This window comes from Streptococcus oralis, from assembly GCF_964238205.1.
Lineage (GTDB): Bacteria > Bacillota > Bacilli > Lactobacillales > Streptococcaceae > Streptococcus > Streptococcus oralis_CZ.
The window spans coordinates 127,062-153,784 of the sequence record NZ_CAXSLF010000003.1 but is presented as its reverse complement, the minus strand read 5'-3'; the positions used below and the strand labels follow the sequence as shown (position 1 = coordinate 153,784).

Annotated in this window: 26 protein-coding genes; 25 read left to right on the top strand and 1 reads right to left on the bottom strand. The window is 38.5% G+C overall.

The window, feature by feature from the left end; genetic code table 11:
• Positions 1 to 2 precede the first annotated feature (2 nt).
• Positions 3 to 677 (top strand): DnaD domain-containing protein, encoded by a 675-nt coding sequence (locus ACESOD_RS05835; RefSeq protein ID WP_223140707.1) that lies wholly within the window; start codon positions 3 to 5, stop codon positions 675 to 677.
• A 199-nt stretch (positions 678 to 876) separates the two neighbouring features.
• Here ACESOD_RS05835 and ACESOD_RS05830 read toward each other — a convergent pair whose 3' ends face one another.
• Positions 877 to 2,328, bottom strand: a complete 1,452-nt coding sequence (locus ACESOD_RS05830) for an alpha-amylase (protein WP_373094485.1) — start codon at positions 2,326 to 2,328, stop codon at positions 877 to 879.
• A 246-nt stretch (positions 2,329 to 2,574) separates the two neighbouring features.
• On the opposite strand from ACESOD_RS05830, the gene ACESOD_RS05825 reads away from it, so the two are divergent.
• The 24 genes from ACESOD_RS05825 to ftsX all read left to right on the top strand — a co-directional run bounded on the left by ACESOD_RS05825 (position 2,575) and on the right by ftsX (position 26,653).
• On the top strand, positions 2,575 to 3,738 hold the full coding sequence (locus ACESOD_RS05825; protein ID WP_373094484.1) for a class I SAM-dependent rRNA methyltransferase: 1,164 nt from the start codon (positions 2,575 to 2,577) through the stop codon (positions 3,736 to 3,738).
• Entirely contained in the window at positions 3,735 to 4,412 is a 678-nt protein-coding gene (gene aroD / locus ACESOD_RS05820) for a type I 3-dehydroquinate dehydratase (RefSeq protein WP_301559084.1), read from the top strand. Before ACESOD_RS05825 ends, aroD begins: the two co-directional genes overlap by 4 nt.
• On the top strand, positions 4,402 to 5,259 hold the full coding sequence (locus tag ACESOD_RS05815) for a shikimate dehydrogenase (RefSeq protein WP_373094483.1): 858 nt from the start codon (positions 4,402 to 4,404) through the stop codon (positions 5,257 to 5,259). Before aroD ends, ACESOD_RS05815 begins: the two co-directional genes overlap by 11 nt.
• A 16-nt stretch (positions 5,260 to 5,275) precedes the next feature.
• Positions 5,276 to 6,343: a 3-dehydroquinate synthase gene (gene aroB, locus ACESOD_RS05810; RefSeq protein WP_373094482.1), complete on the top strand. Its 1,068-nt coding sequence runs from the start codon at positions 5,276 to 5,278 to the stop codon at positions 6,341 to 6,343.
• 9 nt (positions 6,344 to 6,352) lie between these two features.
• Positions 6,353 to 7,519, top strand: a complete 1,167-nt coding sequence (gene aroC, locus ACESOD_RS05805; RefSeq protein WP_373094481.1) for a chorismate synthase — start codon at positions 6,353 to 6,355, stop codon at positions 7,517 to 7,519.
• Positions 7,520 to 7,528: 9 nt separating this feature from the next.
• Positions 7,529 to 8,632, top strand: coding sequence for a prephenate dehydrogenase (locus tag ACESOD_RS05800; protein WP_373094480.1), 1,104 nt, complete (start codon positions 7,529 to 7,531; stop codon positions 8,630 to 8,632).
• A gap of 11 nt (positions 8,633 to 8,643) precedes the next feature.
• Entirely contained in the window at positions 8,644 to 8,982 is a 339-nt protein-coding gene (locus ACESOD_RS05795; RefSeq protein ID WP_373094479.1) for a YlbF/YmcA family competence regulator, read from the top strand.
• Between the two features lie 252 nt (positions 8,983 to 9,234).
• On the top strand, positions 9,235 to 10,005 hold the full coding sequence (locus tag ACESOD_RS05790) for a TPM domain-containing protein (RefSeq protein WP_373094478.1): 771 nt from the start codon (positions 9,235 to 9,237) through the stop codon (positions 10,003 to 10,005).
• A gap of 558 nt (positions 10,006 to 10,563) precedes the next feature.
• Entirely contained in the window at positions 10,564 to 11,847 is a 1,284-nt protein-coding gene (gene aroA / locus ACESOD_RS05785) for a 3-phosphoshikimate 1-carboxyvinyltransferase (protein ID WP_373094477.1), read from the top strand.
• A complete protein-coding gene (locus tag ACESOD_RS05780; protein ID WP_373094476.1) occupies positions 11,840 to 12,316 on the top strand; it encodes a shikimate kinase in 477 nt (158 codons plus the stop codon). The genes aroA and ACESOD_RS05780 overlap by 8 nt, the downstream gene beginning before the upstream one ends.
• Positions 12,313 to 13,161, top strand: a complete 849-nt coding sequence (pheA, locus tag ACESOD_RS05775) for a prephenate dehydratase (RefSeq protein WP_373094475.1) — start codon at positions 12,313 to 12,315, stop codon at positions 13,159 to 13,161. Before ACESOD_RS05780 ends, pheA begins: the two co-directional genes overlap by 4 nt.
• Complete coding sequence (locus tag ACESOD_RS05770; RefSeq protein ID WP_320692915.1) at positions 13,158 to 14,477, top strand: LCP family protein; 1,320 nt, start codon at positions 13,158 to 13,160, stop codon at positions 14,475 to 14,477. The genes pheA and ACESOD_RS05770 overlap by 4 nt, the downstream gene beginning before the upstream one ends.
• Positions 14,478 to 14,617: 140 nt before the next feature.
• Positions 14,618 to 15,454: a LicD family protein gene (locus tag ACESOD_RS05765; RefSeq protein ID WP_373094474.1), complete on the top strand. Its 837-nt coding sequence runs from the start codon at positions 14,618 to 14,620 to the stop codon at positions 15,452 to 15,454.
• Positions 15,444 to 16,547, top strand: coding sequence for a glycosyltransferase (locus tag ACESOD_RS05760; protein ID WP_373094473.1), 1,104 nt, complete (start codon positions 15,444 to 15,446; stop codon positions 16,545 to 16,547). The genes ACESOD_RS05765 and ACESOD_RS05760 overlap by 11 nt, the downstream gene beginning before the upstream one ends.
• A gap of 1 nt (position 16,548) precedes the next feature.
• Complete coding sequence (locus ACESOD_RS05755; protein ID WP_373094472.1) at positions 16,549 to 17,535, top strand: glycosyltransferase family 2 protein; 987 nt, start codon at positions 16,549 to 16,551, stop codon at positions 17,533 to 17,535.
• Positions 17,536 to 17,550: 15 nt separating this feature from the next.
• Positions 17,551 to 19,017 (top strand): O-antigen polysaccharide polymerase Wzy family protein, encoded by a 1,467-nt coding sequence (locus ACESOD_RS05750; RefSeq protein WP_373094471.1) that lies wholly within the window; start codon positions 17,551 to 17,553, stop codon positions 19,015 to 19,017.
• Positions 19,010 to 20,047 carry a prephenate dehydratase gene (locus ACESOD_RS05745; RefSeq protein WP_373094470.1) on the top strand — a complete coding sequence of 346 codons (1,038 nt, stop codon included), beginning with the start codon at positions 19,010 to 19,012 and terminating at the stop codon, positions 20,045 to 20,047. The genes ACESOD_RS05750 and ACESOD_RS05745 overlap by 8 nt, the downstream gene beginning before the upstream one ends.
• A 233-nt stretch (positions 20,048 to 20,280) precedes the next feature.
• Positions 20,281 to 21,768: an oligosaccharide flippase family protein gene (locus tag ACESOD_RS05740; protein ID WP_045763506.1), complete on the top strand. Its 1,488-nt coding sequence runs from the start codon at positions 20,281 to 20,283 to the stop codon at positions 21,766 to 21,768.
• 9 nt (positions 21,769 to 21,777) lie between these two features.
• Positions 21,778 to 22,581 carry a LicD family protein gene (locus ACESOD_RS05735; protein WP_373094469.1) on the top strand — a complete coding sequence of 268 codons (804 nt, stop codon included), beginning with the start codon at positions 21,778 to 21,780 and terminating at the stop codon, positions 22,579 to 22,581.
• A complete protein-coding gene (locus tag ACESOD_RS05730) occupies positions 22,582 to 23,388 on the top strand; it encodes a LicD family protein (RefSeq protein WP_373094468.1) in 807 nt (268 codons plus the stop codon).
• 105 nt (positions 23,389 to 23,493) lie between these two features.
• On the top strand, positions 23,494 to 23,646 hold the full coding sequence (locus tag ACESOD_RS05725) for a hypothetical protein (protein ID WP_373094467.1): 153 nt from the start codon (positions 23,494 to 23,496) through the stop codon (positions 23,644 to 23,646).
• A gap of 284 nt (positions 23,647 to 23,930) precedes the next feature.
• Positions 23,931 to 25,026 (top strand): peptide chain release factor 2 gene (prfB, locus tag ACESOD_RS05720; RefSeq protein WP_148131633.1). Its coding sequence is split into 2 segments (ribosomal slippage): positions 23,931 to 24,002 and positions 24,004 to 25,026, totalling 1,095 coding nucleotides; the frame shifts between segments, so codons are not numbered across the junction.
• 15 nt (positions 25,027 to 25,041) lie between these two features.
• The gene (gene ftsE / locus ACESOD_RS05715; protein WP_000022259.1) at positions 25,042 to 25,734 is read left to right on the top strand and encodes a cell division ATP-binding protein FtsE; all 693 of its coding nucleotides are present in this window, start codon (positions 25,042 to 25,044) and stop codon (positions 25,732 to 25,734) included.
• A complete protein-coding gene (ftsX, locus tag ACESOD_RS05710; protein WP_301559102.1) occupies positions 25,727 to 26,653 on the top strand; it encodes a permease-like cell division protein FtsX in 927 nt (308 codons plus the stop codon). The genes ftsE and ftsX overlap by 8 nt, the downstream gene beginning before the upstream one ends.
• Positions 26,654 to 26,723 lie beyond the last annotated feature (70 nt).

Sequence of the window (26,723 nt, the reverse complement as noted above, 5' to 3'; positions counted from 1 at the left end):
TTATGACATATTTAGATGCTTTCAAATCAGGGAACTTGGTGTTACCAAGTGCTCTGCTCTTAAACTACAATCAACTGTTCTCATCAAGCGATGACTTCTTAGTTTGGCAATTCTTTTACCTACAAAATACAACAGCCCTAGGGGAATTGTCCCCAAGTCAAATCGCAGAGAAAATTGGAAAGCAAGTCTTTGAAGTCAATCAGGCTATTTCACGTTTGACAGAAAAAGGCCTACTTCAATACAGAACCATTGAACTCAATGGTGAGATAGAAGTGATTTTTGATGCGACTTTAGCTTTAGAGCGCTTAGACCAACTTTTTGAAAAGCAAGAACCTAGCCAAGCACTACCCGCTAAAAATGATTTGAAAGACTTGGTGGAAACCTTCCAACAAGAGCTAGGTCGTCTCTTAAGTCCTTTTGAAATCGAAGATTTAGAAAAGAGTTTAAAAGAAGACGGAACCAGTGCGGACCTGATCAAAGAAGCCCTACGTGAGGCTGTTTTGAATGGAAAACCAAATTGGAAGTACATCCAAGCTATCCTAAGAAACTGGCGTCATGAAGGCATTAAGAGTGTAGTCCAGGTAGAGGCTAAGCGTCAGGAGAGAGAAGCGACTAATCCTCAAAATGTTCAAGTTTCTGCAGATTTTCAAAATGCTATGGATCTTTGGAAAGACTAATTTTAAGTATTGATAATAGAAAAAAATGCCTACAGGCTAGAAAGAAAATCTAGCTTGTGGGCATTTTTTGTGTGTTTTATACTCAATGAAAATCAAAGAGCAAACTAGGAAGCGAGCCGCAGGTTGCTCAAAACAATGTTTTGAGGTTGCAGATGGAAGCTGACGTGGTTTGAAGAGATTTTCGAAGAGTATTAATTGATTAGTTAGCCAGTCCCCATACACTAAGAGAGCGTTCTGTAACTGGGAAATCTCCATAACCTTCAGAATTAATCGTTACTTGGTCAGGATGGTTACCAAGCAAATCAACAAAGGTTTGGTCAGTCCATTCTTGACCGACGAACATGGTTTTAGAGTTTGCTTGGGCATTAGAAATCACGATGGCAAGTGGTGATTGATTTTCAGCTCCTGAACGGACCCAACCGATACAATTAGGGTCATCAAAGTAGTCTGTTTGCTCTCCATAAGCCAACTCTTTTCGAATAGCTAGCAAACGGTCAAGATCATCTTTGAAATCTTGCTGAGCATATTGACCAGAAATACCATAGTAGTCTCCATAAAATACACATGGAAGACCTTCTTGACGTAAGAGAATAAGAGCGTAGGCTGCTGGTTTAAACCATTCTTCAACAGTGGATTCAAGAGCCTGGCCACGTTGAGTATCATGGTTATCGACAAAGATTACAGCTCGATCTGGATTGAGTTGTACTAGACTATCCTCAAAGATGGTTGTCAAATCATAGTCTTCTCCAGCCTTGCTTGCTTCAAAGAGATTTTGGTGAAGGCGAACATCGACAAGGTCAAAGCGTTCTTCAATCTTTTCAAGGTAATCCAGATTTGCTTCCTTGTCTGGATTCCAGAATTCTCCAAAGACATAGAAATCTTGGCCATATTTTTCTTTGATATCGCGAATGAAGTTGCGCATAAAGAAAGAGTCTATGTGTTTGACTGCATCTAAACGGAAACCAGCTACACCAGTTGTTTCCATAAACCAATCTGCCCAATCGTAGATATTATTTATCACTTCAGGATGTTTGAAATCTAGATCGGCATACATGAGATAGTCGTAATTGCCATTCTCATTGTCGACTAATTCTTCATGAGCCCAGCCTTTGTTGTCTCCCTGTATCAGATAGATCCCAGATTTATGGCGTTTAGCATCATAGTCAGTTCCAGTAAAGTGGTACCAGTGCCAGTGGAAGTCATTGTAGGTGTTTTGTCGTCCGTCAAAGGTAAAACCAGTCCAGCCATTGATGGTAAAAGGTTCTCCTAGTTCCACAGTTCGATCTTCTGGATCCACTTCTATTACTTGGAAAGATTCTAAATGGTCAGCGGCTGCCTTATGATTTAAGACGATATCAGCCATTGGTTGAATCCCATGAAATTTTAAAGTTTGGATGGCATGAAGATAGTCTTCTTTAAAGCCATACTTGGTACGTACAGTACCCTTCTGATTAAATTCTCCAAGGTCAAACAAGTCATAGACGCCATAGCCAACATCTTTTTCATTTGTTGCTTTAAAAGCAGGGGGCATCCAAATGTGACTAATGCCTAAGTTGGCTAGATGTTCAGCGTCGTCAGCTAGGCGTGTCCAGTGATTTCCATCGTGGGGGAGATACCACTCAAAATATTGCATTAGGGTTTGATTCTTCATAGTTGATCCTCTTACTTACAGTGATGAGAATTATTGTAGCATAAAGCCAAAGAATATGCAAACGTTTGCGTTATAATTAAACTCTTTGAATTTTATGTCTATTTTTCAACTAGAAGTGTTGAAATACTATAAAAGAAAAATAGCAGGACTGATGGGAGGAAAAATTCTCTCAGATAGGGTAGGATGATGGATGAATCAATAGTTTCTATTTTGTGAATTGTCACAAAATTTGTTATAATAGTATTTATGAATAAAGTATTCGTCAGTAGACGTGTTGAAAAAAAAATAAACCAAGGTCTAGTACTTTTGGAGGAAATTGATTTTTCAGAACTATCTGAAACTGATCAAGAAGTTGAGTTATTTAGTCAAAACAAGCAGTTTTTGGGCATGGCTTATTTATCTCGTCAAAATAAGGGGATTGGTTGGTTTGTAACGAACCAGAAGCTTTCTTTTAACCAAAAATTCTTTGAAAGTTTGTTTGAAAAAGCCAAACAAAAACGTTCTTCTTACTATCAAGATGAGTTGACAACTGCCTTTCGTTTGTTTAATCAAGAAGGCGATGGCTTTGGTGGAATGACTTTGGATCTCTATGGAGATTATGTTGTTTTTTCATGGTATAACTCCTATATCTATGGACTTCGCCAAGAGATCTTAGCAGCCTTTGTTCAGGTTTTCCCTGAAGTCTTAGGTGCCTATGAAAAGATTCGTTTTAAAGGTCTAGACTATGAGTCTGCCCATATCTATGGTCAAGAAGCACCAGAAAATTTTACAGTTCTTGAGAATGGCGTCCTCTATCAAGTCTTTATGAATGACGGTCTTATGACAGGCATCTTCTTGGACCAACATGAAGTGCGTGGTAGCTTGGTTGATGGTTTAGCTATGGGGAAGTCCTTGCTTAATATGTTTTCTTACACAGCAGCTTTCTCAGTTGCTGCAGCAATGGGAGGAGCTAGTGAAACAACCTCTGTAGACCTAGCCAAACGTTCCAGAGAACTGTCAGAAGCTCATTTTCATGCCAATGGACTCAGTCTTGACAGTCATCGTTTCATTGTTATGGATGTCTTTGAATACTTTAAATACGCTAAACGTAAGGTTTTATCTTATGATGTGATCGTTCTTGATCCACCTAGCTTTGCCCGTAATAAAAAGCAAACTTTCTCTGTAGCTAAGGACTATCACAAGTTGATTTCCCAGAGTTTAGAGATTTTAAATCCGGGAGGTATGATCATTGCTAGCACCAATGCTGCCAATGTTTCCCGTCAAAAATTTATAGAACAAATCGACAAAGGATTTGCAGGAAGAAAGTACCAGGTTCTTAATAAATATGGACTTCCAGCAGACTTTGTCTACAATGAAAAAGATGAAAGTAGTAATTACCTTAAGGTGATTAGCATGAAGGTAACTAAATGAAATTAGTCGTTTCAGTAATGCCAAAGAGTTTAGAAGAGGCGCAAGGAATCGATGCCATGCGGTATATCGATGCTGATATCATTGAGTGGCGTGCCGACTTCCTACCAAAGGAAGCTATTTTACAGGTAGCTCCTGCTATTTTTGAAAAATTTGCAGGTCGCGAACTCCTCTTCACCCTACGTACTCGTGCTGAGGGAGGCGAGATCGATTTGGATTCGGCGGAGTATGTACAAATTATCAAAGATGTAGCTCAACTCTATCAACCTGAATATATCGATTTTGAGTATTTTTCTCACAAGGATGTTTTTGAAGAAATGCTTGATTTTCCAAATCTAGTCTTGAGTTATCATAATTTCCAAGAAACTCCAGAGAATATGATGGAAATCTTATCCGAGCTAACCAGCCTAACGCCAAAAGTGGTTAAAGTATCGGTTATGGCTCATACAGAACAAGATGTATTGGACCTTATGAACTTTACGCGTGGCTTTAAAACACTGAACCCAGAACAAGAATATGTGACGATTTCTATGGGGAAAATGGGTAAGGTTTCTCGTATCACTTCAGATGTGACGGGTTCTAGCTGGTCTTTTGCAAGTCTGGACGAAGCCAGTGCTCCAGGACAGATTTCTCTATCTAGCATGAAAAAAATTCGGGAGATACTAAATGAAGATTGATGGCTACACACGTTTAGCAGCTGTAGTCGCCAATCCTATCAAACACTCCATTTCACCCTTCATTCACAATCAAGCTTTTGAGGCAACCAATATCAATGGGGTTTATCTTGCTTGGGAGGTAGAAGGAACTGACTTGGCAGAAACAGTTGCCAACATTCGTCGTTTCCAGATGTTTGGAATCAATCTTTCTATGCCCTACAAGGAACAGGTGATTCCTTATTTGGATCAATTGAGTGAAGAAGCTCGTTTGATTAGTGCTGTCAATACAGTGGTGAATCGAGAGGGAACTTTAATTGGATATAACACAGATGGCAAGGGATTCTTTAAGAGCTTGCCTTCTTTTAAAATATCTGGGAAAAGAATGGTCTTGTTAGGAGCAGGCGGTGCAGCCAAGGCAATTTTGGCGCAGGCAATCTTGGATGGAGTCAGTCAGGTTTCTGTCTTTGTACGTTCGGCTTCAATAGAAAAAACAAGACCTTACTTAGAAAAACTGCAAAATGAAACAGGGTTTAAAGCAGATTTATTTGCTTTAGAAGATGTTTCTGAACTGCAAGCAAGGATAACTGATTCGGATTTACTGGTAAATGCGACTAGTGTTGGTATGGATGGAGTATCTCTGCCAATCTCAGCAAGTATCCTTTTACCAGAGAGGCTCTTGGTAGCTGATGTGATTTATCAACCCTTTGAAACACCATTTTTTAAGTGGGCAAGAAACCAGGGCAATCACGCTGTTAATGGCCTAGGCATGTTGCTTTACCAAGCTGCGGAAGCTTTTCAGTTATGGACAGGTAAGGAAATGCCAACCGATCAAATCTGGGAATTACTAAAACAAAAGTATCAAAAATGAAAAAAGGAGAACTGCTATGAAAATCAGAATAGACCTTCCCCACCATCCTTATGATATTCAGATTGAAAAAGGATGCTTGTCTCAAGCAGGAAAATGGTTGCGGGAACTTTGGCAACCGCAAAAAGTCGTTATCATTACCGATAACCATGTGGCCTCTCTCTATGCAGAAAAAGTTAAATTGAGCCTAGAGGATGCTGGTTTTCAAGTGGCAGTTTTTGACTTTCTAGAGGGTGAAGAGCGAAAAAATCTAACCACAGTTCAAAAGGCTTATGAATTTCTAGTTAAGCAGGACTTGACTCGTAGCGATGGTATCGTAGCTCTAGGTGGTGGAGTTGTTGGTGATTTGGCTGGCTTTGTAGCCTCAACTTACATGCGAGGTATTCACTTTGTTCAAATTCCGACCAGTTTGACTGCTCAAGTGGACTCTTCAATCGGTGGTAAGACAGGAGTGAATACTCCTTTTGCTAAGAATATGGTGGGAACTTTTGCCCAACCAGACAGCGTTTTGATTGATCCAACCGTTCTTGAAACCTTAGGTAAGAGAGAATTGATTGAAGGAATGGGTGAAGTCATCAAGTATGGCTTAATTGAAGATCCAGAACTCTGGGACTTGTTATCTGAAATGGATGGTTCTGTAGAGAGTATTTTGGAGCATTCAGAAAGTTTGATTGAGCATTCTTGCCAGGTGAAGCGTAAGATGGTAGTTGAGGACGAATTGGACAATGGCATTCGTTTGTATCTCAACTTTGGTCATACAATTGGCCATGCTATTGAAGCAACTGCTGGTTATGGACGTGTTATGCATGGTGAGGCAGTAGCGATGGGAATGGTTCAGGTTTCTAAGGTAGCCGAACAAAAAGGCCTTATGCCAGCTGGAATCACTCAGTCTATCCGAGAAATGTGTCAGAAATTTGGACTTCCTGTGGATTATGAAAACTGGGATGTTGATAAGCTGTATCAGGCTTTGACTCACGATAAAAAAGCGCGTGGGAATACCATGAAATTAGTTTTGGTGCCAGAACTTGGTTCAGCCACCATTCACCCAGTTTCTCTTGAAGAAATGAAAGATTACTTGGTAAAATAAGGAGAATGTATGAGATATTTAACAGCAGGAGAATCACACGGTCCTCGTCTGACAGCAATTATTGAAGGAATCCCAGCAGGCCTTCCTTTGACTGCCGAGGATATCAATGAGGATCTCAAACGTCGTCAAGGTGGCTACGGCCGTGGTGGCCGCATGAAGATTGAGAGTGATCAGGTTGTCTTTACTTCTGGCGTTCGCCACGGGAAGACGACAGGGGCTCCCATTACCATGGATGTCATTAACAAAGACCACCAAAAATGGCTAGATATCATGTCTGCCGAGGATATTGAAGATAAACTTAAAAGTAAACGAAAAATCACTCATCCTCGCCCAGGTCACGCAGACTTGGTTGGGGGCATCAAATACCGCTTTGATGATTTGCGAAATTCCCTAGAACGTTCATCTGCTCGTGAAACGACTATGCGAGTAGCAGTCGGGGCTGTGGCCAAGCGTTTATTGGCTGAGCTTGATATAGAAATTGCTAACCATGTTATTGTTTTTGGTGGTAAGGAAATCGATGTTCCAGAAAACTTGACAGTCGCAGAGATTAAGAAACTGGCTGCCCAGTCAGAAGTTTCTATCGTTAACCAAGAACGTGAGCAGGAAATCAAGGACTATATTGACCAAATCAAACGCGATGGTGATACCATCGGTGGTGTTGTCGAAACGGTTGTCGGTGGCGTTCCAGTAGGTCTTGGTTCCTACGTCCAATGGGATTGCAAACTAGATGCAAGATTAGCTCAAGCGGTTGTCTCCATCAATGCCTTTAAGGGTGTGGAGTTTGGACTAGGCTTTAAAGCAGGTTATCTCAAGGGTAGCCAAGTCATGGATGAAATCCTCTGGTCACCAGAAGATGGCTATACTCGTCGTACCAATAATCTTGGAGGTTTCGAAGGTGGTATGACCAATGGTCAACCGATTATTGTTCGTGGGGTTATGAAACCTATCCCGACCCTCTATAAACCATTGATGAGCGTTGATATTGGAACCCATGAACCTTATAAAGCAACGGTGGAGAGAAGTGATCCAACCGCTCTTCCAGCGGCTGGTGTCGTTATGGAAGCAGTCGTAGCAACGGTCTTGGCCCAAGAAATTCTAGAGAAATTCTCCTCAGATAATCTGGAAGAATTAAAAGAAGCTGTTGCAAAACATCGGGAGTATACAAAGAATTATTAAGGAGTTCTTATGGCAAAAACCATCTATATTGCAGGACTAGGTTTGATTGGTGCTTCCATGGCACTGGGAATCAAGAGGGATCATCCTGATTATGAAATTTTAGGATACAATCGCAGTCAGGCATCTAGAGATATTGCCTTGGAGCGAGGAATGATTGATCGTGCGACGGATGATTTTGCCAGTTTTGCTCCACTTGCAGACGTCATCATTCTTACCCTGCCAATTAAGCAAACCATTACTTTTTTACAAGATTTGGCAACTTTGAATTTGAAAGAAGGTGTCATTATTTCCGATGCTGGATCGACCAAGTCAGCTATCGTGGCTACAGCTGAGAACAGTTTTGCTGATAAACCTGTTCGCTTTGTAGGGGCTCATCCTATGGCAGGGAGTCATAAGACAGGCGCAGCCTCTGCCGATGTTAATCTTTTTGAAAATGCCTACTATATCTTCACACCTTCGAGCCTAACGACTCCAGATACGCTTGAAGAAATGAAAGACTTGCTGTCAGGTTTGCACGCTCGTTTCATTGAAATCGATGCTGAAGAGCATGACAGAGTGACTTCTCAGATCAGCCATTTTCCGCATATTTTAGCATCAGGTTTAATGGAACAAACTGCCAACTATGCTGAAGAGCATGAAATGGCACGACGTTTTGCGGCCGGTGGTTTTCGTGATATGACTCGGATTGCCGAAAGTGAGCCAGGCATGTGGACTTCTATCCTCTTATCCAATCGAGAGACTATTATTGAACGCATCGAGGATTTTAAGCGACGTTTAGACGAGGTTGGACAAGCTATTAGTAAGGGTGACGAAAACCAAATCTGGAACTTTTTTAATCAAGCGCGTGAGCAACGCCAAGCTATGGAAATCCATAAACGTGGTGGTGTAGATAGCTCATTTGACCTCTATGTAGACGTTCCCGATGAGGAAGATGTTATCTTGCGCATCTTGGAATTGCTACGAGGAACTTCCTTGGTCAATATCCATATCAATGAGGAAAACCGTGAAGATATTCACGGGATTCTGCAAATTTCCTTTAAGAATGCTCAGGATTTAAAACGAGCTGAGCAAGTCATTACAGAAAATACTGATTACACAGTCGTAATAAAATAAGGAGGATAATCATGTCAAATATTTATGATAGTGCAAATGCACTTAGTCGTGGACTACGCGAATTGCCTGAATACAAGGCGGTTAAAGAAGCTAGAGATGCTATCCAAGCAGATGCAGAAGCTAGCAAAATCTTTGCGGATTATATTGCTTTTCAGCATGAAATCCAAGTCATGGCCCAAACTGGTCAAATGCCCGACGCTTCTTTCCAAGAAAAAATGGAATCCTTTGGTAAGTTGATTCAAGGCAATGCTCTCTTGTCAGCCTTCTTTGCCAAACAGCAACAACTTTCTATTTATCTATCTGATATTGAAAAAATTGTTTTTGAACCAATTTCAGAATTGCTAAAATAAAAAATTTATTTTGTTTATGATTTATCGTTATTTTCTCAATCGTATTTTTATTATTGGTAACTACTGTATAAGCTAGAATTATTAGCCTGATCTGTTTAATAATGACTGTGGGAATGATTGTCTTTACTAATAAACAAAATGAAAATAAATTTGAAAGTTTCTAACTATAGAGCTGAGTTAATTGGAGCAGAGAAAGATGCAAAGTTTATCCCTAAAATCAATTTAACTGATTAGTCTTGTGGGGGATCTCCTATGAAAAAGTTAATTTTACTCTTAATTATCCCTTTATTCTTTTTTATGCCGCTAGTGGCGGCTAATATAGCTGTTCCAGATCGGCCTTTAAATGGGATATACGATCCTAATGGTTATTTAACCACTAGTGTTGCAGAAACGTTAGAGAGTATGAATGCTGGAAGCGAAACTCAAGTAGGTATTTACATTGTAGATACTCTGGACGGTTCCAGTATCGAAGAGGTAGCCAACGAGGTTGCACGCAAATGGAAAATTGGGAAACAAGATTCCAACAGTGGAATTTTAATCGCTATTGCTATAAAGGATAGGAAGTTTCGTATTGAAACATCCAACGAAGCAGCAATTTGGCTTACTGACTCGAAGGCTAGTTCTTTACTAAATGATTCGAAGCCTTACATGAAAGAAGGGAAATATACTGATGCTCTTAACAGAATTCTAGTAGGTATCTCTAAAGCCGAATCAGGAAAAGCTGAAATCATAAACAAGAAAGAGAATAAGAATAGTTGGCTTCCAAAAATCTATGAAAAATCATTAAAAAATAATGAAGGCCTTAGTAAGTATTTCGATTACATTCCGTTTCCGATATTGTTCTATCTAATATTCTTTCTTTTACTGAGTTTAGTAACGTGGTTCAGGTATTTCAAAAGATGTCGCTTTTCTAAGTATGAGTATGAGGGAAAGGGGAAGCTGTATCCAGATTTTCCTAACTTTGTACCTAACGATACATGGACTGAAGAACGTGAATCGGACTATAAAAAAATAAGCGTTTAATTAGGTCTCAATATAACTACACAGGATATAACAAACTCTATCCAGATTCAAAAGGTTTTTTACCTAATGATACTTGGACTAGATTACTGATAGAAGAATACTACGCAGAAGTTAAAAGAAAGCAACTAGATAGGCTGAACCGCTCTCAATACTCTTATAATGGGAAGGGGAAACTCTATCCAAACGATAAAGATTTTGTGAAGAATGCTTCTTGGACTTCCGAGCTCAAAAAAAGCTACTTTGCTTCACAAAGAGTACAGTCAAGTTCTTATGGTAGATTAGATTCTTCTACATCTAGATATGATACTAGTAGTTCTAGTTCATCTTGGTCTTCAGATGATTGGGATGGCGGAGGATTTGATGGTGGTGGCTCTTCAGATAGCTGGTAAATTGAAAGTGAAAAAGAATTGCTATTAACAAACTTCAGGTTGAAATAAATCAAAAAGGTAAAAGTGTATTGAAAAAATATTATTAACTATCATAAAGTCAGGAATTTTTAAGAAATTTCTGACTTTTTATGATAAAATAAGAAAAAGTATTGTCAGTATGAGGTCTAGCATGAAGTTAAAAACAAACATTAACCATTTGAATGGTAGTATTCGAGTGCCAGGAGATAAGTCTATCAGTCATCGCTCTATCATTTTTGGGAGTTTGGCTGAAGGTGAGACTAAGGTTTATGATATTTTACGTGGTGAAGATGTCCTATCAACCATGCAAGTATTTCGTGACCTAGGCGTTGAGATAGAGGACAAAGACGGTGTCGTTATCATACAAGGTGTTGGCATGTATGGATTGAAAGCCCCTAAGAACGCTCTCGATATGGGAAATTCTGGGACCTCTATTCGTTTGATTTCAGGCGTCCTTGCTGGTGCAGACTTTGAAGTAGAGATGTTTGGAGATGACAGTCTTTCCAAACGTCCTATGGACCGTGTGACCCTTCCTTTGAAAAAAATGGGAGTTAGCATTTCTGGTCAGACAGAGCGAGACTTGCCACCTTTGCACTTAAAAGGAACGAAAAATTTAACACCTATTCATTATGAATTGCCAATTGCCTCTGCTCAAGTCAAGTCAGCCTTGATTTTTGCAGCTTTGCAGGCTCAGGGTCAGTCTGTCATCATTGAGAAGGAGTGCACTCGTAATCATACAGAAGATATGTTGCGTCAATTTGGTGGAGACTTGAGTGTCGATGGTAAGAAAATCACTGTCCAGGGACCACAAAAACTAAGTGGGCAAACGGTTGTCGTACCTGGAGATATTTCGAGTGCAGCCTTTTGGTTGGTCGCAGGTCTGATTGTGCCGGATTCTCGTGTGGTACTTAAGAATGTCGGTATTAACGAAACACGTACAGGGATTATTGATGTTATCCGTGCTATGGGTGGCAAATTAGAGATTACTGATATTGATCCAATTGCTAAGTCTGCAACCTTGACTGTTGAAACTTCAGATTTGAAGGGAACAGAAATTGGTGGAGCTTTGATTCCACGTTTAATTGATGAATTACCAATTATTGCTCTCCTAGCTACCCAAGCTCAAGGGCAAACGGTCATCAAAGATGCAGAAGAACTCAAGGTTAAAGAAACTGACCGTATTCAAGTTGTCGCAGACGCTTTAAATAGCATGGGAGCAGCTATTACTCCTACAGCAGACGGCATGATTATCAAAGGGAAATCTGCCCTCCATGGAGCCAGAGTCAACACCTTTGGAGACCACCGTATCGGTATGATGACAGCCATTGCAGCGCTTTTAGTGGCAGATGGAGAAGTTGAATTGGATCGTGCAGAAGCCATTAATACTAGCTACCCAAGCTTCTTTGATGATTTGGAGACTTTGATTCATGGCTAAGGTTTTACTTGGATTTATGGGGGCAGGAAAATCAACTATTGCTAGAGGATTAAATCCTGACTTTGTAGACATGGATGCCTTGCTTGGAGACCGACTGGGGATGCCAATTGCTCGTTTCTTTGAAGAAAAAGGAGAAGCAGCCTTCCGTCAAGTAGAAGAAGAAGTTTTGGCTGACCTACTAAAAACGGACCAAGTCGTGTCTACTGGTGGTGGAGTGGTCATTTCTCAGAAAAATCGTGACTTGCTCAAGCAAAATCCAGACAACATCTATCTTAAAGCAGATTTTGAGACCCTTTACCAGCGAATTGCAGATGATAAGGACAATCAACGCCCGCTATTTCTAAAAAATAGTAAGGGAGATTTGGCTGTAATTTTTAATGAAAGACAGGCTTGGTATGAGGAAGTGGCTAGTAAAGTTATCGATGTGTCCAAGCTAAGCCCGGAGGAAATTATAGAGGAATTGATATGAAAATTGCCTATCTAGGTCCCAAAGGATCTTTTTCGCACCATGTTGTGCAGACGGCTTTTCCTCATGAGGAACTGGAGCCATTTTCAAATATTACAGACGTTATCAAGGCCTATGAACAAGGTTTGGTAGACTATTCAGTAGTGCCAGTTGAAAATTCTATTGAAGGTAGTGTTCATGAGACCTTAGACTATCTTTTCCATCAAGCTCGCATTCAAGCTGTGGCAGAGATTGTTCAGCCAATCCATCAACAGCTGATGGCGGTACCAGGACAGTCTAAAATAGAGAAAATCTTTTCTCATCCGCAGGCATTAGCCCAAGGGAAGAAATTTATTGACGAGCATTTTCCAGATGCTCAACTAGAAGTCACTGCCAGTACAGCCTACGCTGCGCGCTATGTTTCCGAACACCCTGATCAACCATTTGCGGCCATTGCCCCAAGAAGTTCTGCAGAGGAATATGGTTTAGAACTGATTGCTCAAGATATTCAAGAGATGGAAGCCAATTTTACTCGTTTTTGGGTTTTGGGACCTAAATTACCACAAATCCCCTTGAGTCCAGGTTCTGAAAAGATGAGTCTAGCTTTGACCTTGCCAGATAATCTTCCAGGTGCATTATACAAAGCACTTTCTACCTTTGCATGGCGCGGGATTGACTTGACTAAAATTGAGAGTCGTCCCCTAAAAACAGCCTTGGGCGAATACTTTTTTATCATTGATGTCGCTTATACTGATAAAGAACTGGTCCACTTTGCTCAAAAAGAACTAGAAACGATTGGAATCCAGTATAAAGTACTAGGTGCTTATCCTATCTATACCATACAGGATAAAGGAAAGGAGAAGGAATGACTAGAGAGAATCCTTTGACACACCATGAAAAACTGAGATATGACTATCTTTTGAAAAATATTCATTATTTGAATGAAAAAGAAAAGAGAGAATTTGACTTTTTACATGCTAAGTTAGAAGGTCAAAAAGGTACAGAGGAAGTTTTCAATCCAGAAGCCAAAGAACAACTTCTTTCAGACTCTGGTATCGACCTGCCAACCTATGCTAATCGTAGCCGTTCTAGTCGCCGTAGTGGCGGGGCTCAACTGGAAACGAAGGTTCCAAAAGCTAAGAAGCAAAAGAAAAAAAGAGGTTTTCGTTTTAAACGCTTATTTGCTTGGTTAGGGATGTTATTCCTTTGTGTAGCAGTTGGAATGATCGTTATGTTCTTAAAGGGATTCCAATCGGCGAATCCTAATAGCTCAAATGGGCCCAAAGATGCCAAAGCTGCTCAGGTTGAAGTCTTCAATGGACAAGATACGCGTGATGGGGTTAATATTCTTATTTTGGGTACGGATGGACGTATCGGACAGAATAGTGCAGAAACACGGACAGATTCCATTATGGTTCTGAATGTAAGTGGCAAAGATAAAAAATTGAAGCTCGTTAGCTTTATGCGTGATAACTTGGTCTATATTGATGGATATAGCCAAGTCATCAATGGTCAAAAACAGACCGACCATAAATTAAACTTAGCCTACGAATTAGGGGAACAAGAAGGTAAACAAGGAGCTGAAATGGTCCGCAAGGTCCTCAAGGATAATTTTGATCTAGACATCAAATATTATGCCCTTGTCGATTTCCAAGCCTTTGCGACAGCCATTGATACGCTTTTCCCTGATGGTGTGACCATTGATGCTCAGTTTTCAACTCTAAACGGGGTCCCAGTTACAGAAGCGACTGTAGGAGATGACTTGCACGCAACGGAAACTGAGTCACCGACTCAAACCATTCGAGCTGGGAAACAACAGATGAATGGTTCGACTCTTCTCAACTATGCACGTTTCCGTGATGATGATGAAGGGGACTATGGCCGTACTCGTAGACAGCAACAAGTCATGACTGCTGTTTTACAACAAATTAAAGATCCGACAAAACTTTTCACTGGTTCGGAAGCTCTTGGTAAAGTATTCGCCATGACCTCTACAAACCTTCCATATACTTTCTTATTGACCAATGGCTTATCAGTCCTTGAAGGTGCGCAGAATGGTATTGAAAGATTGACAGTTCCAGAACTTGGAGACTGGGTAGACGACTTTGATGTATACGGTGGTCAATCCCTTCGAGTGGACCAAAAAGCTTATCAAAATAAATTGGCCCAGATGGGATTTAGATAAAATGTAAAATGAATCAGAGCTTAAGATACCTATGAAAATAGGTATCTTGGGCTTTGATTTTTCACATGGTCAGATGGATTTATAAACTATTTTTATGGTATAATAGAATGATGTATTCTATAGAAGAGGAAGAGAATAAGATGAGTGATTTAAAGGCAATTCAAGCTCGTAGCCTAGAGATGGCTGAATATTTTGTCGCCTTTTGTAAAGAACACGATTTGCTCTGTTATTTGTGTGGTGGAGGAGCTATTGGAGCTCTACGAAATAAAGGTTTTATTCCTTGGGATGATGATTTAGACTTCTTTATGCCCCGCAAGGATTATGAAAAATTAGCAGAGTTATGGCCTCGTTATGCGGATGAGCGTTACTTCTTATCAAAAAGTGATAGAGACTTTGTTGACCGCAACCTCTTTATCACTATTCGAGACAAGGAAACAACTTGCATAAAGCCTTACCAACAAGATTTGGACCTCCCACATGGCTTGGCTCTGGATGTTCTTCCCTTGGACTACTACCCTAAAAATCCAGCTGAACGTAAGAAACAGGTACGTTGGGCTTTGATTTATTCTCTCTTTTGTGCCCAAACCATTCCAGAAAATCATGGAGCTCTCATGAAATGGGGAAGCACGATTTTATTAGGATTAACTCCTAAAGCCCTTCGTTATCGTATTTGGAAAAAGGCTGAGAAAGAAATGACCAAGTATGGACCCGCTGAAAGTGATGGCATCACAGAATTATGTTCAGGGCCAGGATACATGAAGAAGAAGTATCCAATTCAGGCCTTTGAAGATAGCATTTTCTTACCATTCGAAGGAACAGAAATGCCTATTCCAGTTGGTTATGATGCCTATCTCAGTACAGCTTTTGGTGACTACATGACACCACCACCAGCTGACAAGCAAGTGCCTCACCACGATGCCCTTATAGCAGATATGGATAAGAGCTATACAGAATATAAGGGAGAATATGTTGGATAAGAAGAAAATTTTATTTTTTATGTGGTCCTTCTCTCTAGGCGGAGGTGCCGAAAAAATCCTTTCTACGATTGTTTCAAACTTGGATCCGGAAAAGTATGATATTGATATCCTTGAAATGGAACATTTTGATAAAGGATACGAACCTGTGCCTGAAAATGTGAGAATTTTAAAAGCTTTTCAAGACTATCGTCAACCAAGATGGTTAAGAGCGCTTTTATGGAGATTGAGAATTTATTTCCCAAGACTCACTAGATGTTTACTAGTAAAAGATCAATATGATGTAGAGGTTTCCTTTACCATTATGAATCCTCCTCTTTTATTTTCTAAACGAAAAGAAGTGAAGAAGATTTCTTGGATTCATGGAAGTATTGAAGAATTTTTAACTGATAGTTCGAAGCGTGACTCTCATAGACGACAATTGGATGATGCTGATAGGATAGTAGGAATTTCAAAAAAAACCAGCAATTCTATCAAAGAAGTTTATCCAGATTACTCACATAAATTAGTAACAATCTATAATGGTTATGATTTTGAAAGCATTTTGGAAAAATCAAAAGAGAAGGTGGCTATTGAGATAGCTCCTCAGAGTATCTGCACCATTGGACGTATTGAAGAAAATAAAGGTTCTGACCGAGTAGTAGAAGTTATACGACTGTTGCACCAGCAAGGCAAGAAATACCATCACTACTTTATAGGGGCTGGTGATATGGAAGAGAAGCTGAAAAAACGAGTCAAAGAGTATCAACTTGAGGATTACGTTCACTTCCTTGGTTATCAAAAGAATCCGTATCAGTATCTTTCTAAGATGCAAGTTCTTTTATCCATGTCCAAACAGGAAGGTTTTCCTGGAGTCTATGTTGAGGCATTGAGTCTGGGAGTTCCCTTTGTATCTACTGAAGTAGGCGGTGCAGAGGAATTATCTCAGGAAGGACGATTTGGTAAAATCATTAAAAGCAATCAAGAAGCAGCTCAAGCAATTGAGAACTACATGACAGTTGCATCAAGCTTTAATGTCGATGAAGCCAGTCAATTTATTCAGCAATTTACAATTGCTAAACAAATTGAACAAGTAGAAAAACTAATAGAGGAGTAGCATGGAAACTGCATTAATTAGTGTCATTGTTCCAGTCTATAATGTGGCGCAATACCTTGAAAAATCAATAGCATCCATTCAGCAACAAACCTATCAAAACCTCGAAATCATTCTCGTTGATGATGGGGCGACAGATGAAAGTGGTCGCTTGTGTGAACAAATTGCTGAACAAGATGAACGAGTTTTGGTTTATCACAAGGAAAATGAAGGCTTGTCTCAAGCTCGAAATGATGGATTGAAGCAAGCCCACGGAGACTATGTTATTTTTATAGATTCGGATGATTATATACATCCTGAAATGATTGCTAGCTTATATCAACAATTAGTCAAAGAAGATGCAGATGTTTCCAGCTGTGGGGTTATGAATGTCTATGCCAATAGTGAGAGTCCGCAAACTGAAAACCAGGATGATTATTTTGTATGTGATACTGAAACATTCCTTAGAGAATATTTAATTGGTGAGAAAATACCTGGTACTATTTGTAACAAACTCATCAAGAAGGAAATTGCAGCACAGTTAACTTTTCCAAAAGGCTTGATTTATGAAGATGCCTATTATCATTTTGATCTCATTAAAGTAGCTAAAAAGTATGTTGTGAATACCAAACCGTACTATTATTATTTCCACCGAGGAGATAGTATTACTACCAAACCATATGCGGAAAAAGACTTAGCTTACATTGATATTTATCAAAAATTTTATACTGAAGTCGTCAAGGAATATCCAAACTTAACAGAAGTATCTTTCTTTAGACTGGCATATGCACATTTCTTTATCTTGGATAAAATGCTTCTAGATGATAATTTCAAAGAGTTTAAAGACTATCCAAGGATTTATGGCTACTTGAAAAAACATGCCTTTGCTATTTTCAAAAATACCATTTTTAGAAAAGGAAGACGTATTAGTGCTTTAGCCTTATTTGTAAATGTAAGATTGTATAGAATATTATTGTTTAAAAATATTGAGCAATCGAAAAAAATTAATTAGAAAAGGAGGGCTGAGATGGTTGATGGCAAACGAATGTTGCTAACAGTTACGATTCTAAGCTATATCGTAACCATAATAAGCGGAATCACTTATTTGTTTACCAGTAACAACGTAGGACTTCTGACAACTTTGCTTTTGCTCTTAATTAGCAGTCTGCTACTTTGCTGGAATAATATCAAATACTATTTGATTCACTTTATATTCTTTATCACAATTTTTATATTTTTGGTATCCAGACCCACCATTGATTATTTTAGAGATGGAGCGCTAGACACCTACCAACCAATTGCCTATCGATTTGCTTTCCTAGTTGTCATTGTTTCTATTTTAGGACTGACAATAGGTGGTTTTATAGCCAATTATTATCTTGTTCGAAAAAGCAAAGCTCCTGTAAAAGTAGAAAAAACAGTGAATGTCAATTATATAAAAAAATTACGTTTTGTTTCATTGAGTGTATTTCTACTCACCTATCCATTTTATTTCCTTAGACTATTTGAGCGCCTGCTATACCGTTTGCAAACTTCTTATTACAATTATTATGCAAATTTTGAAAGTCAATTGCCCTACTTTACCTATATCTTATCGACTTTCACGGTTTATGCCATGTGTGTTTACTTAGCAACCAAACCTAAAAAGTCACATGCGACAATGGTTTTAGTTGCCTATATCGCGGCTAACTTGATTCACTTAGTAATTGGTACCAGAAATCCCTTTATTCTAAGTTTGATTTTCGCCTTTGTTTACTACTTTATGCGTGAACAAACGGAGAAAGGGAAATGGATTGGTTTCAAAGAAAAAATGGCTATTTATCTTGGAACACCTGTTCTCATGCTTGCGATGGGAGCACTAAACTATGTTCGTGATAACGCTCAAGTATCCCATAGTGGAGTTTTTGATTTATTACTCGATTTCATTTATAAACAAGGAACTAGTTTTGGAGTTTTAGCGAGAGGATTCTTGTACAATAGTAGTCTTCCTTATAGAGACTTCCGAAATTTCACTTTTGGTCCGGTTGTTGACTATTTTGCGAGAGGTAGTATCGGAATCATATTTGGTGCCAAACCATTTGAACATACGACAAATAGTATTGAACTAGCGATCGATAGTAATAGTTATGCCCACAATTTATCTTATCTTGTTCTAAATAAAGAATATCTAAGAGGCCATGGTATTGGAAGTAGTTATATCATGGAATTGTATACTGATTATGGTATGTTGGGACTATTTCTACTAAGTATCTTACTTGGTATGCTATTTATAGCCATGCTGCAAGTAGCTTATCGCTCAAGAACAATCTTATTTGCATTATCTTTGCTAATCTTGAATAATTTATTCTTTATGCCTAGAAGTAGCTTCTCAGAAAGTTTCTTTAATCTTTTTACAATGCAATTCTGGGGAATTGTTCTTATTATCATTTTCGTGGCAAAAATGCTTACAAAAGAAAATCATCACTTAATCAAAAAAGGGGAAATACATGTTTGAACATTATTCTGTAGCTGATTTGTTCGCAAATCTTTATAAAAAACGTAAAGTAAATTTGCTAGCTTTACTAGCCTTATTTGCTCTCATAGCTGTACCATTTACTTTAAAAGCTGTTAAAAATAAAAATACAGTCAAAGATTCTACTAGTTATTCTACTTATATCACCTATAAAATAACTGCTCCAGAAACATCATCAAAAACAATTTTGAATCATCAAGTTGGTGGTTATAGTGACTTCTATGCAAAATTGATTGATGGTAATCTAAACGGTGCCTTTCTTTTCAATGATGTTGATTCTGATAAGATGAAGGAAATTGCAAAAGATTTAGATACCACAGAAACAGCATTGAAGAATTCTGCAAGTGACTATTGGACAAAAAAATTAACGATTAACCCATTGATTGATGATGCAGGTGTAACTGTTAAAATTTTAACTCCAAGTAAGGAAGTAAATGATTTCCTTGAAAGCAAGTTTGATTCATTGATTGACAAGTTCAAGTCTACCTATACAGATGTTAAGATTGAAAAACTTGAAACAGTGAATTCTAAAGAATTGACTCCGAATGGAGAAGTTGCTCTTGGCTTTAACTTGAAAAATCTTATTTTGCGCTTAGTGATTATTGGTATTCTCTGTGTCATCCTAGTGATCATGGCGAATGTTCTAGTTTACCTCTTCAACCCAACTATCAATCGTGCAGGCGATTTCTCTGCTTATCAAGTAGACTTCGTTTCAACTATTACAACTCTTGAAAATCTTTCTGAACTATTGAGTTACAAGTGTCAAGGTCAACCACTAGCAATCGTAAGTTCAGATAATCGTATTTTGAATAAATTACAAGCAGAATACAAATTGAATCTTGAGGGTGTTCAGTTTGTTAACTTGCAAAATGTCAAAGATCTTTTAGCATTTGAGAATGTACTTTTCGTAGAAGAATATGGTGTCACTCGCTATAAGAAATTTGAAGAAAGTATGCAAGAAGTGAGAAATCTAAACCGTTCAGTTTTAGGTGTGATTACTTTTGCACTCTAATGATTTGATTTACATAAAGAATTAAAAATCATCCAAGACAAAGGAGGACTCGAATGGTCCTCCTTTGTCTTTGGGAAAAATTCAGATTTGACAGAATACTGTAGAAAAGATTTCCTAGAGGATTTGGATAAGGTTTCGTCAGGGAGGACAAACATGGCTTGAGGAACAGATTTCCCAGTCAAATAGTTTTTTTAACTAACTTTATGATATAATAAATCAACGAGGTAAATTGAATGAAAAGTATAAAATTAAATGCCCTGGCTTATATGGGGATTCGTGTTTTAAATATTATTTTCCCAATTTTGACGGGTACCTATGTTGCGCGTGTTCTAGATCGAACAGACTATGGTTATTTCAACTCTGTTGATACCATTCTGTCTTTTTTCTTGCCTTTCGCAACCTATGGAGTCTATAATTACGGACTTCGAGCTATTAGTAATGTAAAAGATAATAAGAAGGAATTAAATAAAGTCTTTTCAAGTCTTTTTTATTTGTGTGTAGCTTGTACGATTATTACAAGTGCCGTCTATCTTTTATCGTATCCTTTGTTCTTTAATAGTAATCCTGTTATTAAGAAAATCTTCTTGGTAATGGGAGTTCAACTCATAGCTCAGATTTTCTCAATCGAATGGGTGAATGAAGCGCTTGAAAATTATAGCTTTTTATTTTATAAAACAGCCTTCATCCGCATTCTCATGCTGGTATCTATCTTTTTATTTGTGAAAAATGAGCATGATATTGTTATCTATACACTGATTATGAGTCTTTCAACTCTCATCAATTATCTCATTAGTTATTTTTGGATTAAAAGAGATATTCAGTTTGTTAAGGTTACATTAGAAGAATTTAAACCTCTTTTTCTACCTTTGACAGCCATGCTGATCTTTGCCAATGCCAATATGCTATTTACCTTTCTGGATCGTCTCTTTTTGGTAAAAACTGGAGTTGATGTGAACGTCAGTTATTATACGATGGCACAACGGATTGTGACTGTCATCGCAGGTGTTGTTACGGGTGCGATTGGAGTCAGTGTTCCTCGCTTGAGCTACTATCTAGGTATTGGAAAAAAAGAAGAGTATGTAAATTTGGTAAATCGAGGAAGTCGCATTTTCAACTTCTTCATCATTCCACTTAGTTTTGGATTGATGATTTTAGGGCCAAATGCAATCCTTTTGTATGGTAGTGAAAAGTATATTGGTGGTGGCATCTTGACATCCCTCTTTGCTTTTCGTACCATTATTCTTGCCCTAGATACTATTCTAGGCTCTCAAATTCTCTTTACAAATGGGTTTGAAAAAAGAATTACAGTCTATACCTTATTTGCTGGTGGACTGAACCTAGTGCTTGATAGTCTCCTCTACTTTAATAATATTATTACACCGGAGTATTATTTGATTACGACGATGTTATCGGAAAGTTTTCTCCTAGTACTCTACGTTATCTTTATTCATAAGACCAAGCTCATTAATCTAGGACATATTTTCAAATATACGGTGCGTTATTCTCTTTTCGCATTGACATTTGTTCCGATCTACTTTTTAGTTAATCTTGTTTATCCGGTCAAAATGGTCATCAACCTACCTTTCTTGATCAATATGTTGATTATCATGGTCTTATCCGCTCTTAGCTATATTGGTTTACTCGTTTGGACCAAAGATAGTATCTTTTATGAATTTTTAGGTCATGTCATCTCGCTCAAAAAACGTATTAAAAAATCTTAGGAGGAATAGATGAGAAGATTAAGTATCGAAGAGGCTAAACAAATTGAACTTGATATTTTAGTTTTTATTGACTCGTTTTGTAAAAAGCATGATATTGATTATTTTATCAATTATGGCACCTTGATTGGAGCTATTCGTCACAAGGGTTTTATCCCCTGGGATGATGATATAGACCTCTCTATGACACGTGAAAACTACGAACGTTTTATCCAGTTATTTCATCAAGAACAATCGAAATATAAGATTTTAGCTTTGGAAACCGATGATCACTACTATAATAATTTTATAAAGGTTGTAGATTCGACAACGAGAATAGTGGATACACGAAATACAAAAACTTATGATTCTGGAATTTTCATTGATATTTTTCCAATGGATTCTTTCAACGATACTAAGGTTATCGATGTTTGCTATAAGTTGGAAAGCTTTAAGTTATTGTCCTTCAGTAAGCATAAGAATATTGTTTATGGAGACAGTAAGTTAAAAGACTTAATTCGTTCCTTCTTCTGGTTTATCTTTCGTCCGATTTCTCCCCGTTATTTTGCGAGTCGAATTGAACAGCAAATTCAAAAGTATAGGGTAAAAGATGGTAAATATATCGCTTTTATTCCTTCCAAGTTTAAGGAAAAAGAAGTCTTTGCCAAAGAAGTTTTTGAAGATTTAATTGAAGTTCCTTTTGAACATCTGATGCTTTCAGCACCGAAACAATACGATGCTATTTTGAAGCAGTATTATGGTGATTATATGACTCTCCCACCAAAAGAAAAACAGTTTTATAGTCACGAATTTGAAGCCTATAAATTGGAGGATTAAATGCAGTACTTAGAAAAAAATGAGATTAAAGAAATTCAACTAGGTATTTTGGACTATGTTGATGAAATTTGTAAGAAAAATGATATTTCTTATTTCCTCAGCTATGGAACCATGCTGGGAGCTGTTCGCCATAAGGGAATGATTCCCTGGGATGATGATATCGATATCTCACTGTATAGAAAAGACTATGAGCGTCTATTAAAAGCGATTGAGGAGGATAATCATCCTGTTTATCGTGTTCTTTCTTACGATACTTCTTCATGGTATTTCCATAATTTTGCAGCTATTTTAGATACATCAACTGTAATTGAAGATAACGTAAAATATAAGCGCCATGACACTAGTTTGTTCATTGATGTCTTTCCAATCGATCAATTTTCAGATTTGAGCATCGTTGACAAGAGCTATAAATATGTTGCCTTGCGTCAGCTTGCCTATATCAAAAAAGAACGTGCGGTTCACGGAGATAGCAAATTAAAAGATTTCCTTCGCTTGTGTACTTGGTATCCTCTCAGACTAGTTAATCCGAGATATTTCTATAAGAAAATAGATGAGTTAGTTAAAAATAGTGTGACAGACAATCCTGCTTATGAAGGAGCCATTGGAGTTGGAAAAGAAAAAATGAAAGAAGTCTTTCCAGCAGGAACCTTAAAAGAACTGATTTTAACAGAGTTTGAAGGTCGCATGGTGCCTATTCCAAAGAACTACGATGCCTTTTTAACCCAGATGTATGGAGATTATATGACTCCGCCATCAAAAGAAATGCAGGAGTGGTATAGCCATAGTATAAAGGCTTATCGAAAGTAAGTGTAAATGTATTGAAATCAATTGCGATTAGTGGAGCTATGGTTCCTTATTGAGAAATGGAACAACACCTGATGGTTACAAGGTCAATCAAGATGGTATTGGAGCTTGAATCCTGATAAAGTAGAAGTTCAGGGAAGTCAAGAAGAGCCTAAGAAGGATTCTGATAAGCCAGTAGAGAAGGAAGAAAAATCGGCAGAAGTCAATGAAAAAGATGAAGCTGCTGAAACAAAACCGATTTTGAAGGCAGATAAAGAATGATCTTAGTTGCTTTGCTAGAAAGCTGATTAGGTGCTGCGTTCAGCTCTGTCAGATACTTCTCTTTTAAAATAGTATTTATATACATCTCAGAGAATCGATCAATGTTTTTTGGATAAGAAACTTGATCTGCTCTGAGATGTTTTTCGATTTCTCACACACTAAATGATTGAGAATAGCCTTCTCGTCTTCAAATAGAAATATTTTGATAAGAAATTTTAAAAAACACCGATTAGATAAATAAGAAAAATTATGGTATAATAAAACGATACAAAAAAGGAGTATATATGGACATTTCAGAAATTCGTCAAAAAATTGACGCCAATCGTGAAAAATTAGCTTCTTTTAGGGGGTCTCTTTGACCTCGAAGGGTTAGAAGAAGAAATTGCCATTTTGGAAAACAAAATGACAGAACCTGATTTTTGGAACGATAATATTGCGGCCCAAAAAACGTCGCAAGAATTAAATGAACTAAAAAATACCTACAATACTTTCCACAAGATGGAGGAGTTGCAGGATGAAGCTGAAATCTTACTAGACTTTTTAGCAGAGGATGAGTCTGTTAAAGATGAGTTGGTGGAGAAGTTAGCTGAGCTAGATCAGATGATGACTAGCTACGAGATGACTCTGCTCTTGTCAGAGCCCTATGATCATAATAATGCTATTTTAGAGATTCACCCAGGTTCTGGTGGAACAGAAGCCCAAGACTGGGGCGATATGCTTCTTCGTATGTACACTCGTTATGGTAACGCTAAAGGCTTTAAGGTTGAAGTCTTGGATTATCAAGCAGGTGATGAAGCAGGTATTAAGTCAGTGACCTTGTCTTTTGAAGGGCCAAATGCTTATGGACTTCTCAAGTCAGAGATGGGAGTTCACCGTCTGGTACGTATCTCGCCATTTGACTCAGCTAAGCGTCGTCACACCTCGTTTACTTCTGTAGAAGTTATGCCAGAGTTGGATGATACTATTGAAGTTGACATCCGAGAAGATGATATCAAGATGGATACTTTCCGCTCAGGTGGAGCAGGTGGACAAAACGTCAACAAGGTTTCAACAGGTGTCCGTTTGACCCACATTCCGACTGGGATTGTCGTTGCATCAACTGTTGACCGTACTCAGTACGGAAACCGTGACCGTGCGATGAAGATGCTCCAGGCAAAACTCTATCAAATGGAGCAGGAAAAGAAAGCTGCTGAGGTAGATGCCCTTAAGGGGGATAAGAAAGAAATCACATGGGGAAGCCAGATTCGCTCCTATGTATTCACCCCTTATACCATGGTGAAAGATCACCGTACTAGTTTTGAAGTTGCGCAGGTAGATAAGGTTATGGATGGAGACTTAGATGGTTTCATCGATGCCTATCTAAAATGGCGTATTAGTTAAAAGAAAGGAAGTCACATGTCGATCATTGAAATGAGAGATGTTGTCAAAAAGTATGACAACGGGACAACAGCCCTACGTGGCGTCTCTGTGAACATTGAACCAGGAGAGTTTGCCTATATCGTAGGTCCTTCAGGTGCAGGTAAGTCAACTTTTATCCGTGCCTTGTACCGTGAAGTTAAAGTTGAAAAAGGAAGTTTGCAGGTTGCAGGTTTTAATCTTGTTAAGATTAAAAAGAGAGATATCCCGCTTTTGCGTAGAAACGTAGGCGTCGTCTTTCAGGATTACAAACTCTTGCCAAAGAAAACTGTTTATGAGAACATTGCTTACGCAATGGAGGTTGTCGGTGAAAGCCGTCGCAATATCAAAAAACGTGTTATGGAAGTTTTGGATCTTGTCGGCTTGAAGCATAAGGTTCGTTCATTCCCTAATGAATTATCAGGTGGTGAGCAACAACGTATCGCCATTGCTCGCGCTATCGTAAACAATCCTAAGGTATTGATTGCCGACGAACCGACAGGTAACTTGGACCCGGATAACTCATGGGAAATCATGAACCTCTTGGAGCGCATCAATCTCCAAGGTACGACTGTTTTGATGGCGACCCACAACAGCCAAATCGTAAATACCTTGCGCCACCGTGTCATTGCCATCGAGAATGGTCGTGTGGTTCGTGACGAAGCGAAAGGAGAGTACGGATACGATGATTAGTAGATTTTTCCGCCATCTATTCGAAGCTTTAAAGAGTTTAAAGCGTAATGGGTGGATGACCATTGCTGCTGTCAGTTCAGTAATGATTACCTTGACCTTGGTTGCAATTTTTGCCTCAGTTATCTTTAATACTGCAAAATTGGCAACGGATATCGAAAACAACGTCCGCGTCATGGTTTATGTCCGTAAAGACGTTGAAGACAATAGTGAAACCATCGTCAAAGAAGGTCAAACAGTTACTAACAATGACTACCACAAGGTTTATGATGCCCTCAAGGCTATGTCAGCTGTTAAAAGTGTAACTTTCTCAAGTAAAGAAGAGCAGTACCAAAAGCTGACTGAAACCATGGGTGACGAGTGGAAGGTTTTTGAAGGAGATGCCAATCCTCTTCATGATGCCTACATAGTAGATACCAATTCACCAAGTGATGTGAAACCAGTAGCTGAAGAAGCTAAGAAAATCGAAGGAGTTTCTGAGGTTCAAGACGGTGGTGCCAATACGGAGCGTCTCTTCAAGTTGGCTTCCTTCATCCGTGTTTGGGGATTGTTCATTGCAGGACTCTTGATTTTCATCGCGGTCTTCTTGATCTCAAATACCATTCGTATTACTATCATTTCACGTAGTCGTGAAATCCAAATCATGCGTTTGGTTGGTGCTAAAAACAGCTACATCCGTGGCCCATTCTTGCTAGAAGGTGCCTTTATTGGTTTGTTGGGAGCAGCTCTTCCATCAGTTCTGGTTTACTTTATCTATAACCGAGTATTCCAATCTGTCAACCCATCCTTGGTTGGACAAAACCTATCCTTGATTACCCCAGATACCTTTATTCCACTGATGATCGGTCTTTTGTTCCTCATTGGAATCTGTATCGGTTCACTTGGTTCAGGAATCTCAATGCGCCGATTCTTGAAAATCTAAGTAAGATAGTTTACTAAAATCTATAAAAGTAGGATACCATCAAGGCTTCTCCGAGTCTGATGGTCCTACT